9 protein-coding genes are annotated in these 13,367 nt (G+C 37.7%); 8 read left to right on the top strand and 1 reads right to left on the bottom strand.

The annotated features are described in order from the left end of the window. Positions 1 to 35: 35 nt before the first annotated feature. Positions 36 to 818 (top strand): NAD kinase, encoded by a 783-nt coding sequence (locus GVV20_RS05150; protein WP_159741162.1) that lies wholly within the window; start codon positions 36 to 38, stop codon positions 816 to 818. Between the two features lie 25 nt (positions 819 to 843). On the opposite strand, the gene GVV20_RS05155 is transcribed toward GVV20_RS05150, so the two are convergent. Further along, on the bottom strand, positions 844 to 2,049 hold the full coding sequence (locus tag GVV20_RS05155) for an FtsW/RodA/SpoVE family cell cycle protein (RefSeq protein ID WP_159812718.1): 1,206 nt from the start codon (positions 2,047 to 2,049) through the stop codon (positions 844 to 846). A gap of 67 nt (positions 2,050 to 2,116) precedes the next feature. On the opposite strand from GVV20_RS05155, the gene GVV20_RS05160 reads away from it, so the two are divergent. From GVV20_RS05160 to GVV20_RS05190, 7 genes are all read left to right on the top strand, one after another. Continuing rightward, positions 2,117 to 3,670: a PTS sugar transporter subunit IIBC family protein gene (locus GVV20_RS05160; protein WP_159812720.1), complete on the top strand. Its 1,554-nt coding sequence runs from the start codon at positions 2,117 to 2,119 to the stop codon at positions 3,668 to 3,670. Then, a complete protein-coding gene (gene mutS, locus GVV20_RS05165) occupies positions 3,660 to 6,173 on the top strand; it encodes a DNA mismatch repair protein MutS (protein ID WP_159741336.1) in 2,514 nt (837 codons plus the stop codon). The genes GVV20_RS05160 and mutS overlap by 11 nt, the downstream gene beginning before the upstream one ends. Continuing rightward, on the top strand, positions 6,166 to 8,025 hold the full coding sequence (gene mutL, locus GVV20_RS05170; protein ID WP_159741335.1) for a DNA mismatch repair endonuclease MutL: 1,860 nt from the start codon (positions 6,166 to 6,168) through the stop codon (positions 8,023 to 8,025). Before mutS ends, mutL begins: the two co-directional genes overlap by 8 nt. Beyond that, complete coding sequence (miaA, locus tag GVV20_RS05175; RefSeq protein ID WP_159741334.1) at positions 8,022 to 8,939, top strand: tRNA (adenosine(37)-N6)-dimethylallyltransferase MiaA; 918 nt, start codon at positions 8,022 to 8,024, stop codon at positions 8,937 to 8,939. Before mutL ends, miaA begins: the two co-directional genes overlap by 4 nt. A gap of 120 nt (positions 8,940 to 9,059) precedes the next feature. Next, positions 9,060 to 11,348, top strand: a complete 2,289-nt coding sequence (locus GVV20_RS05180; RefSeq protein ID WP_159741333.1) for an ABC transporter ATP-binding protein/permease — start codon at positions 9,060 to 9,062, stop codon at positions 11,346 to 11,348. A 210-nt stretch (positions 11,349 to 11,558) separates the two neighbouring features. Then, positions 11,559 to 11,891, top strand: a complete 333-nt coding sequence (locus GVV20_RS05185) for a YajG family lipoprotein (RefSeq protein WP_159741332.1) — start codon at positions 11,559 to 11,561, stop codon at positions 11,889 to 11,891. A gap of 229 nt (positions 11,892 to 12,120) precedes the next feature. Next, positions 12,121 to 13,311 carry a family 20 glycosylhydrolase gene (locus GVV20_RS05190; protein ID WP_159741331.1) on the top strand — a complete coding sequence of 397 codons (1,191 nt, stop codon included), beginning with the start codon at positions 12,121 to 12,123 and terminating at the stop codon, positions 13,309 to 13,311. Positions 13,312 to 13,367: the final 56 nt, after the last annotated feature.

Genomic DNA, 13,367 nt, shown 5'->3' on the forward strand with positions numbered 1-13,367 from the left:
TGTTACAATATGTCTAAAGGAAAAGGAAGTAACTTATGAAACGATTTATAACAATTCATCGTGGTGATAGTGCATCAGAAAGTATTTGCCAAATGGTAACACGCAAATTAACTGAAGGTGGTATGGTTCGTGATGAGCATCAACCAGAACTCGTGATTTGTGTTGGTGGTGATGGTACTTTGTTGAAAGCCTTTCACGAGTATATTGATAAAGTTGAAGACGTCTCGTTTGTGGGTATTCATACGGGTACTTTAGGGTTTTCAACAGATTATACACAGGATCAAATTGATGATTTCATTGCGGATGTATTAACAAAACAACCGATCATTGATGAGAAGAGAATCTTAGAAGTCACTTTAAAAAATACTACCAAGGTGTCCCATTACTACGCACTTAATGAAGTTCGCGTGGAAAATATTGTAAAGACGCAAACGATGGATATTCATATTGACGATTCATATTTTGAAACTTTTAGAGGAAATGGTGTATGTATATCAGGGCAATATGGATCGACTGCATATAATCGTTCGATTGGCGGAGCAGTAATTTATCCGGGTCTTGATCTCTTACAGATGACAGAAATATCTGGAATTCACCATCGCCACGCTCGAAGTTTAGGGTCACCACTGGTGATGAATCCACATACAACAATTAGACTTACGAGTGACTCGTTTGATCATGCGTTGCTTTGCTATGACCATCTACATGTTCATTTAGATTCAATCCACGATATAACAATTCGAAATAGTGACCATGTCATGCGTTTTGCTCGTTTCAAAGAGATACCTCATATAACACGCTTAAATGCACTATTCTAAAAAAAACAGGAGATAATCCTGTTTTTTAGTGTCTGTGTCTATTTTGTGTTTCACTGTACATATGAAATGCGACGGCAAGTGGAATCATATATGAAAGCAATGATGATCCCCCATACGAAATAAAGGGTAAAGTAATTCCGGTAATCGGAAGCACTGCCATAATCATCCCAATATTTTCTAGATGCTGGAAGAAAATCATTCCAATGATTCCCATCATCATATAACGTTCTCTCGGTAAATCACTGTGTTTTGTAATGGAGACGAGTTTAATATCAAATAAGAATGATAGTGCGATAGTTATTGAGCCACCGATGAAACCAAAATTTTGAGAAATAACGGCAAAGATGAAGTCTGTTTGTGCTTCAGGATAATGGGCAATCATCGTTCCGAGAGGATGTCCATTAATACCAGCAGTTCCGTAAGAAATCATCGATTGGAAAAGTTGGTAACCATGTCCCATAGCGTACTTTTCATAGTCAAGCCAGCCATAGAAACGATCCAAGCGATATGACGTCGATCCTCCACCAAGTAAAGTATTCAAGACATCTGGGTAGTTATAGTAGAGGAAGACAATTCCTAATAATGCGCCAATACTTAATGTTGCAATGATAATGAACCATTCGCGACGTACACCAGATAAAATAAACATAGTTGCTAAACTAAATAGAATAACAATAGGAACTCCAGTATCTGGTTGTAAGAAAATTAGGATAAAAGGTGGGAGTGCAAATTTAGCAATTTTGAAAAATAGTTGAAAATCACTTTGAAATGTATACCCTTCTTTATCGGTATTATGTTGATGAATGACATTTGCAGCTTTGATAACTAAGACAATTTTCATGAACTCACTAGGCTGAAAAGAACCGATTCCAGGGATCATATACCAAGCCCGTGTTCCGTTAATTGGTGCAACGATACTGCTGTTGATATTTGCAAAACGTGCGATTACAAGACCAGCTAGAAGGACCATTAAGATCCAATAAGCTATATCTATCGCAGTAAACAGTCGGTCTATTCCGATTTTAATTAGAAATGCGATAACTGCGAATCCAATCGCAAACCACATTAATTGTTTCTTAACTAAAGAAATTGCATCTGCTTGACCATTATCTAAAAGTGGTGCGGATAGATAGATGGCCACAACACTTATCGTTGCGAATGCAATCATAATTCCGAACAAAACTTTGTCTAAGGTAAAGTAGCGCTTACTTTCATTGATGAATTTGTTCATTGTCGCTCCTTTTGTGAATAGATAGAATAGTGTATAATATATAAAGATAAATCAAGAGGTGTTCCACATGAATCGTCTTCAAACTTATTACGAACAATTACAATTACCTTTAAAATCATTATTCTTTGGATCGTTGCTAGTCGCAATTGGTACGATTATACCTAATCCATATGTGAATAGTGTTTTAAAATTGGATAGCCCAATACTACTTTCAATATCACGTGTGTTATTGATGAGTGGTGGTATTATTTTAGCATATTTCCCACTATATGTTTTTATCAAGTTACTCTCTCATGAGAAAAACGAACCGAACATAGTAGTCACAGGAATTATATCATATCTAGCATTTTTAGTATCTATGCTACTCTTGTCACCAACGACATCACCAACGGCTACTTACATTAGCGCATTAGTGATCAAATTAGGTGATAAACAGTATATGTTATACCGTACAGGGATATTTGGTTTAATAGCAATCTATCTCTTTGTTAAGAATATATATCGTAAAACTTCAGAAAAACGTCACATAAGTAATGTCTCATTTGCGGATCGTGAAACAGTTAAGATGGTTTTCGCAATCGTAGGATCATCTGTGATCGGTATGCTCTTTGCATTTGGATGGCCATATTTTATGGAAATGATGTACAGCATCATGGAGTTTATTTCGCAAGATGTAAATAATCCAATGAGTTTATTTGCTTATGGAGCGCTAGAACGTCTCATGGCACTTGCTAACCTTGATGTTATATTACACCAAGAATTCTGGCTCAATACCTTAGGTGGAACCTGGATGAACCTTGCAGGTCAATCATTCGTTGGTGATGTCAACATCTGGGCCGGACAGTTAAAAGAAACGGTGAATGTCTTTGGTGCTGGTCGCTTTACAAGTGCATATTATGTTATGAACATCTTTGCCGTTCCAGCTTACTTAATTGCAATCTCAACGACCATTTCAAACAAACGTGCACGTAACCGTAATATCGGATTATTAATTGCTGCGATTCTTGTATCGATGGTTGGTGGTACGTTGTTACCAATCGAAATTTTAATGTTACTTACAAGTCCAACACTATACTTCTTCCACCTGTTTGCAACAAGTTTTATTTATGCGATTCTGAGTGGATTCTCGGTAGCATTGGGATTCTCCTTCTTTGGAAATCTACTCTCAGCAACACCTGGAAACATTATCGATTTGATGGGTATTTCTTATAATACTGTATTAGTAAGTAAAGTCTTTATCTTATTGCTCGTAGGTATCATTGTCTTCCTAGTTTACTTCTCATTCACACGCTTGTACTTCAATAAACTAGCATTGGATGTTCTAAGTATTACAAATAAGCAACAACGTATTGAAGACTTCACAGAAGGTCTTGGTGGTGTATCAAATATTGAAACAGTATCAAGTACGTTAACGCGAATTCATGTTGAACTAAGGGAGCGAGAAGATTTAAATATTGCTGCGCTTCACCGTCAGGGTGTTACTCGAATTGTTGAGACTCGCCAAGGCTTTGTCTTGTCCATTGGTTCACCAGCATATATGATTCAAAAAGCTATTAACAAAAATATGAAAACATACAGAGCAATACACGAAGTAGAGGAAGTTGAAGAGAATGAAGGATAATTCAAAACTGACACCTATGCTCCAACAGTATATGGAAATAAAACAAAACACCAATGATGCGTTGGTGTTTTATCGATTAGGTGATTTTTACGAACTCTTTTTTGAGGATGCCGTAGTTGCATCAAAAGTTTTAGACCTTGTGCTAACAGCACGATCGGCAGGTGGTAATGAGAAAGCACCCATGGCGGGTGTACCGCATCATGCCGCAGCATCTTATATTCAAAAACTTGTGAATGCGGGTTATAAAGTAGCGATCGTCGAACAAGTTGAAGATCCCAAATCAGTTAAGGGAATTGTGAAACGCGAGGTTGTAGAAATTGTCACTCCGGGTACATATCTCGAGGTTGAAGACCATGAAACGCGTGAGATTGCAGCCATTCATACAGATCTCGTTTATGCGAGCGTTGTCAGTTGCGACATCGTTTCGGGTACAGTTCGTGCTATAAGAGTTATGAATGATTTCGTAGATATCATTAAAGTTCTCCAACAATTTCAAGTTAAAGAAATCGTAGTTAGCGAAGACTTTGACCCTAATATTTTAAAAGAAGTTAAAGCCAAAACAGATATTTATGTATCATATCAAGAAACAATTGATGAGACCATGAACCATGATGATAAGGCGATTGGAATGGCCTTATCACGATTGAGTGCCTATTTAAAATATACGCATAAGCGCTCATTGCAACATTTATCAGATGTTGTCGTTTTGAACGATCAAGCATACCTTCGTATGGATTATGCAACAATGACAAACCTTGAACTGATAGATCATCAAAATGGCAAAGAGTTGTCCTTGTTTCACTACCTCAACAAAACCCGCACAAATATGGGAGCACGTGCTTTAAAACAAGAGTTGATGCAACCAATGGTTAGCAAAACAGCGATCTACAAACGGCACGCTCAGATCGAAACACTAATTCAAGATTATCTGTTAAATGATAAATTAGTGGCAAGTTTAAAAGAAGTCTATGATATTCATCGTGTCGTTGCACGGATGGCGACAGGAAAGCATAATGCCCAAGACCTTGTTCGTCTGAAGAAGACATTGGGAGTCTTCCGTACAATTCAAAGAGATATTGAAGGTTTTGATGAGTTCCAATTCATTAGTGAATTAGACCCCTTAGAAGCAATTTTTGAGATGCTTGATAATACAATTTTAGATGATGCTCCCGTTCAATTAAAAGAAGGGCGTACATTTAAAACCGGGATTCATGATACCTTAGATGAACTCCTCGAAATTTCAAAAAATGGCAAGCAATGGCTCGTTACGTATGAAGCCAAACAACGGGAAAAAACAGGCATTAAAAATTTAAAAGTAGGATACAATCGTGCGTTTGGATACTTTATTGAAGTGTCAAAAGGACAAGTTGATAATGTTCGTGATGATTTCGGTTATATCAGAAAACAAACACTAACCAATGCCGAACGCTATATCAGTGAAGAACTTCAAGAATATGAAGTGAAGATAAGCCAAGCAAGTGACCAAATTTTACAGATCGAAACTGAACTCTTTGCGAAGTATTCTGAGTATGTTTCAGAACATGCGAAATCCATTCATGCAATTGGAGATGGTCTTGCGACATTGGATGTACTTGTTGCTTTAGCAGAAATTTCGGCACTTCCTGGTTTTACAAAACCAAAAGTTGTAGAGGGGCGTTACCTTGATATTCAAGAAGGAAAACATCCTGTATTACAAGCAACCCTTAAAGATCAACAATACATTGCAAGCGATACTCTAATGGATGAATCGATTTATACACTGATTTTAACTGGACCGAATATGGGTGGTAAGAGTACCTATATGCGAATGGTCGCATTAAATGTTGTGCTTGCACAAATGGGATGTTTTGTGCCATGTGACCGCATGGAATGGAGTCTTGTTGATCAAATCTTTACACGCATGGGTGCCAGTGACGATATTCTCATGGGTCAGTCTACGTTTATGGTTGAAATGATTGAAGCGCAAGCAGCTTTATCTAATGCGACAGAACAGTCATTAATTCTGTTTGACGAAATTGGTCGTGGAACCTCAACCTATGACGGGATGGCACTAGCCCAAGCAATTATTGAATATATTAATAACTCGGTTAAAGCACGGACGATTTTCTCGACTCATTATCACGAACTGGTTGCACTGGAAGAAATGTATGATGGCATTAAAAATATTCATGTTGAAGTTCATGAAGAAAATGACCATGTAACATTCCTATATCGTGTTTTAGATGGGCGAGCAGATAAATCATATGGGATAAACGTTGCGCGTCTTGCACATTTACCGCAAAGTATTATTGATCGCGCAAAACAAAATCTTGAAGTTCTCGAACTTTCTAAGAACTCAGTCAATATTGATAGTAAAGTAATTCAAGTAGAAGTAGAACCTCAAGGTTATGGATTTGTGAAGCAACGGCTTCAAGGAATCGATGTTAATCAACTGACACCGATTGAAGCGTTAATGCTTGTTTCTGAACTCAAAAAAGTTTTAGAAGGTGATTCACATGAGTAAAATTCACGTATTAGATACACATTTAACAAATATGATTGCTGCTGGTGAAGTTGTTGAACGTCCAGGTGGTATTGTAAAAGAACTTGTTGAAAATGCAATTGATGCTATGGCTACAACGATTGATATTAAAATCATTGAAGGTGGAATGCAATTGGTTGAAGTATCTGATAATGGTGAGGGTATGAGTGCTGATGATTTGTCACGTGCCTTTGAGCGTCACTCAACAAGTAAAATATCTGATACAGATGACTTAAACGCAATCCTGACATTTGGATTTCGTGGGGAAGCATTGCCGTCGATATCGTCAGTTAGCCAAGTTGAAGCGACAACAAACAATGGTGATACTGGCCATCGTATTTTTATTGATAATGGTAAAAAACGTGACGTCGTGCGGTTTGCACGAAATAAAGGAACAACAATTCACGTTCGAAATCTCTTTTTGAAGACGCCTGCGCGTCTGAAATACATTAAGAATATTCATTATGAAAACTCGATCATCCAGGATACTGTGCAAAAATTTGCATTGGGTCGACCGGATATAGCTTTTTCACTCACGCTTGATGATCGCATGGTGTTTAGAAGTTATGGCACTGGTGATGTCATGGATGTGTTCCACCGAATTTATGGAGGAACTATTACAGAAGATTCACGCCGCTTCGAAGCATCAAATTATGATTTCAAAATCGAGGGGGTTGCAGCTTTACCGCAACATAATCGTTCAAATCGATATGCGATTTGGTTATATATCAATGATCGAATGATTCGTTATCCAAAAGCTCAAAAGGCTGTCGTTGATAGCTTTAGACGTCATATGCCGACCGACCGTTATCCAATTGTTGTCATGAAGATAACAGTAGATCCGCAACTTGTTGACGTCAACGTTCATCCAAGTAAATGGGAGATTCGTTTGTCGAAAGAAGATCAACTTGTATCATTAATTCAAAATCATTTGGAGGCGTTACTGTCAGAAGGTATGCGTCCACAAAAAATCACAATAAAACCAAGTTTACCAGAACAAACGGATATGCGAGATGCACTACAAAATGCGATTATTGAAACTCAAAAAGAAATCTATATTGAAGAAAATTTTGTTAAAAATACCATTCTATCGAGCACATTCGATGATGAATCAGAAGTAACATCAGAACCAGTAAACATCACAGATATGCCAGTTATTGATACACCGATATTTACTCACGATTATCGTGTTGAAGAAAAAGAGACTGCTTTTATACCTCAAACACCATATCCATCTGAACCAAAACCCATAGAAGTTTTAATTGAGCCACTAACAGTTCTATCACAATTAAGTGGTAAATATATCTTGGCCCAAGGGGATGCGGGATTATATATAATTGATCAACATGCGGCAATGGAGCGTGTTCGTTACGAATACTATCAAGATAAACTCTTAAATAAAGATGTACCCATGCAAGACTTTTTGATTCCAATGATTATTGAAGGGCGTCAAAAACTAATTGGTCAGATCAATGCAATCAATGAAGTCTTTAGACCATTTCAAATGCAACTCGAAGTTTTTGGAGATGATGCATTTGTCCTTCGGGCTGTTCCAGTCTGGATTGATGAAGCAGAGGTCCATGAATTTGTGAATGAAGTATTGGATATGTTCGAAACGGACAAAGTGGTTCGTGAAGAGGATGTGCGTCGTAATGTCATTGCGACATTGGCGTGTCATTCTTCAGTGCGCTTTAATGAGTTTATGTCTATGGAAGCCATGGAAACATTGGTTGAGCAATTGCGACATACGCAACAACCGTTCCATTGTCCCCATGGACGTCCGACATTTATAACAGTCGAGCACAATCAACTCATTAAGGAATTTAAACGATGAAAAAAATAGTAGTAATTGCAGGTGTAACTGCATCTGGGAAAACAAAAATGGGTGTTGCATTGGCTCATCGATTTAACGGTGAAATTATAAGTGCCGATTCCGTTGCGGTCTATCGTGAACTGAATATTGGTTCTGCGAAGCCATCAATGGAAGAACGTGAGGGCATCATCCATCATTTAATTGATGTTACATCGATTGAGGAACCGTATCATGTTGCCCAGTTTCAAAAAGATGCGCGCGCAGCGATTGCAGCGATTCATGCAAAGGGAAAACTACCAATCATTGTAGGTGGAACGGGACTATACATTAATGCATTAGTAAATGATTACCGTTTCGAAGAAGAAGTTCCGGATGTGAAGGATTCCTTCGAGGGCATCGATGATGACACACTGTATCAGATGCTTCAAGAGCGGGATTCGGAGGCAGCGCAATCAGTTCATCCCAATAACCGTAAACGTATTGTACGAACACTAAACATGCTTCAAGACGGTAAGACAAAGACCGAAATCCATGAAAACCAAAAAAATGTGGCTCTGTTTGACGCATGTATTTTCTTCTTGCAAACAGACCGCGTCGTACTTTATGAGCGAATTAATAAGCGCGTTGATATGATGATGGCACAAGGGCTTGAGTCGGAAGTTTCATGTTTGCTTCACCATAATCCAAAACTCTTTGAACTGCAGGCTTTACAGGCAATCGGATACCGTGAATTTGAACCGTTTTTTAACCATGAGATTAGTGCGGAAGCGCGTGATGAACTCATAAAACGGAATACCCGTCGTTTTGCTAAAAGACAGATTACGTGGTTCAAACACCAAACACCGAGTCAATGGATTGATATTCAATCGAGCAATGCCTTTGAAACAGTATCGCAACGTGTTACACAATTTATACAAGGGCCTACGGAATCGTAGGTCTTTTAATTTCCCAGGAAATAGTATATGTGAAGTATCTTTCATCAAACGATGCGTAAAACTATTGAAAGCACAATATCACTGTGTTAATATATTGATACAGCGGAAGGAAGTTAGTTTATGCTTAAACTGAAGAATATTACAAAGAATTATGGACAGGTTCAAGCACTCAAAGATGTAAGCCTTACATTTAGAGACACTGAATTTGTATCTATCCTGGGACAATCAGGAAGCGGAAAAACAACATTATTAAATATTGTAGGTGGGTTGGATCGTTATACATATGGTGATTTAATTATCGATGGGCAGTCCACAGAAACCTATACAGATAAACAATGGGATGCATACCGAAATAGCTCTGTCGGATTCGTCTTCCAATCCTATAATTTAATCCCCCACTTGACAGTACTACAGAATGTCGAGCTATCTATGAAGTTATCGGGCATTGGAAAACAGGAAGCACATAAGCGCGCGGAAGAAGCACTTATTAAAGTTGGTTTACATGACCAAATCAACAAAAAACCGAATCAAATGTCAGGTGGACAAATGCAACGTGTAGCGATCGCACGGGCATTAGTTAATGATCCAGATATTATCTTAGCGGATGAACCAACAGGAGCACTAGATAGTAAAACAAGTGTAGTGGTCATGGACCTTCTCAAAGAAATATCAAAAGAAAAGTTAGTTATTATGGTAACGCACAATGCTGAACTTGCTCATACCTATAGTTCACGAATCGTTGAATTCTTGGATGGAGAAATGGTTTCTGATAGCAATCCTGTAAGTAATGATATTGAAGAGGAAAGCAATCATAAACAGGTTATGACAGCGATGCCTTATCGTACGGCATTAACATTGAGTGGACGAAATCTATGGGCTAAAAAAGGTCGTACCATTCTAACAAGTATAGCAGGAAGTATCGGAATCATTGGAATTGCCTTGGTTCTCGCACTTTCGACTGGATTATCGAATACAATTAAGACCATGCAAGAAGAAACGCTTGCCTCATCACCAATCACAATCGAGCAAACAGCAATGGACTATGGTATGGCGATGAGTCCAAATCTTTCGAATCCTGGTGAGTCCTATCCAGATTCTACATCAATCAATGTCTATGACCCAATGGAAGGTTACGAGGCGAAGAAAAATGTAATTACTGCTGACTATATAGACTATGTAAGAAAACTTGATCCAAATCTCTATATTTCCATTCAAGAATCTACAGGTGTTTCCATGAACTGGATTACACAAAAAGGGTCAAACTATGAATTGGTTCAAACGGGCCAAGATGGTGTGGGTGAACTCTTGAACAACGATGACTTTAACAATCGACAATACGATGTGATTGCAGGTAAGATGCCGACCAATCAAAATGAAATTGTCGTTGTCGTTGATGAATATAACCGAATCCCGAAACAATCTCAACGTATTTTAGGGATAGAAGGTGAATCGTTTGATGCAACGTCCATTGTTGGTAAAGAATACAAACTTATTGAACACAATGATTTCTATCAAGAATCGGCAATGGGGATTTTCCCGCCGGCAAATACATCACAATACGAAACACTCTTTAACAGTGACACTGCAACAACATTAACAGTGTCGGGAGTTTTACGTAAGAGTGAAGCATCATCTGTTTCGATGTACAGCCCTGGACTTTATTACACTGAGGCACTTTCTAAAGATTTCGCAACGCGTGCGCGTCAATCAAATGTTGTGGCAAAACAATTAGAAGTTAAAGATCTTTATTCGGTTGTCTCAGGTCAGCCAATCGCAAATGCAAATCCATTTATGGATTCAGAACAAGTTTACAACGAAGTTCTTGCATCCTTAGGTGGTTCTGATGTTGCAACGAAACTCGCGATCATTCCAAAAGACTTTGAAACGAAGTCACAAATTCGCGATTATCTTGATGCATACAATCAAGGTCGCGAAAAACCTGATCAAATTACGTATACAGATATGTCAGAGATTATGACAAATATTATGGATACAATGGTTAATACGATTTCTTATGTATTAATTGGTTTCTCATCAATTTCATTAGTTGTATCATCATTTATGATTGGTATTATTACTTATGTATCGGTTATCGAACGGACCAAAGAAATTGGCGTGCTGCGTAGTTTAGGAGCTCGTAAAAAAGATATCTCACGTGTCTTTAATGCGGAGACATTCCTAATTGGACTTGTATCCGGTACGTTTGGAATCGTAGTAACATACTTACTTCAGTTCCCAATTAATGCTGTCGTTTACGACTTAACGGGTGCACAAAATATCGCAAACCTAAGTATTAACCATGCATTAATTCTGATTGCAATTAGTATTACATTGACCTTTATTGCAGGATTTATTCCTTCAAAAATGGCAGCTAAAAAAGATCCAGTTGTTGCACTACGTAGCGAATAATTGTGATCATAATCGAACCTTGAGTTTCATAGCAAATTCAAGGTTTTTTTTAATGGCCTTGATACCGTGCAATTAAGTTGAATTACACTTGTTCTAGCACGGTGTCTGACAATCATAAATATGCACAGATTTTTGCTTGCAATTTTAGGCAATCTGTCTATATTATAGATATTTGTCAATGTGATATACTTGAAAACGGAGGGGATTTAAATGAAAAAACTATTTATAATTGGACTTACGATTTTAATACTCGCAGGTTGCTCTGCAGCACCTGTAGAGCCAGATTTAACTGCCGTAGAAGCTGAGACGATGCTTAATGAAGGCAAAGATATTGTTGGCAAAAAGGTAGCGGTGACTGTCAAGGATTTGAATCCTGCTTCAGCATTTGGATATAACATTTTTGATGGAGAACATCTTAATTTTGTATCTCGAGAAAATCCCAAAGTAGAAGTGAATGATAAAATAATTGTGACAGTTACTAAAGTGGAAAGCATGCTTGGGTCGTTTATTATCTCTTATGATAATTTGACAAGAGTTAAGTAATCTCTTTAAGTATTGAGCACTAGTTATTGTAAGGTAGAAGAAACCTAACGAGTGTAATCATCTGGAATACGAACTTAGATCCGAAAATAAATGACCTCCAGCTTCAATAGAGCTTGAGGTTTTTTTGTGCATTCAAAAAAAGAGAACACTAATTCGTATCGAAAATCCTATAATCTATGACTGTTAGATACCGTCATAAAAACCTAAACTAAAAGAAAAGGAGTCAAGTATGTTAGAAGACAAAATAAAAATACTATATCCTCATTATCGGGAAGTACTCGATGTGGCCATCGATTCGACGATAACAGGATATATCATTAATGGTAATACGATACGCGGATCATCTGACGTGATGGCTTTTTATGGCGCACTGGATCGTATTCAAGGCGTTGAGGCAATTCACCAAAAAGCGTGGATTCAAGAACGTGGTGTTCATATTGATATGGGACGTAAATATTTTTCGAAAACGTGGTTTTTTAATCTAATTGAAGTCATGGCTAAGCAAAAACTTAATACATTGCAAATTCATATATCAGAAAACGAAGGGTTTCGGCTTGCGTTGGATGGTTATGAATCGCTATGTTCACCAGAGCATCTAACAACGTTGGAGATGCGCGATATCATTCGCTATGCTAATTACTTTTATATAAAAGTTATTCCATCGTTTGATACACCAGGACATCTAAAATATATCCTTAAGGATTATCCACAGTACCAATTAAAGGGAAACGAATCAGCCTTAGATATTACAAATCCTAGAGCTCGTCGATTCATTAAGGGAATGTTAGGGAGTGTAATGGAGTGTTTCTATACATCCCAAATTATTCATATCGGTGGCGATGAGTTTATTCCATTTGAAAATTATGGTGATTATCCGCAACTCGAAGCCTATGCGAAAGCTCATTTTAGTCCTGATGCAACGGGAGTTGATACCTACATCGACTACATTAATGACATTGCAAATTACGTCTATGAGTATAAAAAAGAAGTACGTGTTTGGAATGACGGGTTGTATCGTACAAACCAGAAACCAATCGTCAAACTGGATAAACATGTTCAAGTGACCTATTGGACGAGCTGGAACCAATACATGGCACCAGTAGAAACGTTTATAAAGCATAAACATAAAGTGCTCAATTTTATGGATCAATATCTCTATTTTGTATTGGGTGAAAAAGCAGGATATACATATCCGACTGTAGATAAAATACAGGCATCATTTGAGCCACATACATTTCCATTACGCCATGAACTTGCTTCTGAGCAGCGTGTCCAAGTTATCTCTGACACATCAGAACAATACTTGGGAAGCTACTTTGCGATATGGTGTGATGACCCTAATGCACTGTCACAGACAGCTGTATTAGCCATGATTACACCATTAATTGAAGCGTTTGGAGGTAAATTATGGCGCGACTAAATATATGTATTCTACGTGTAAAATCTATAGTTTGTGCTTTTTTACATATATTTTGT

It is taken from the genome of Erysipelothrix aquatica (assembly GCF_009828775.2).
Lineage (GTDB): Bacteria > Bacillota_I > Bacilli_A > Erysipelotrichales > Erysipelotrichaceae > Erysipelothrix > Erysipelothrix aquatica.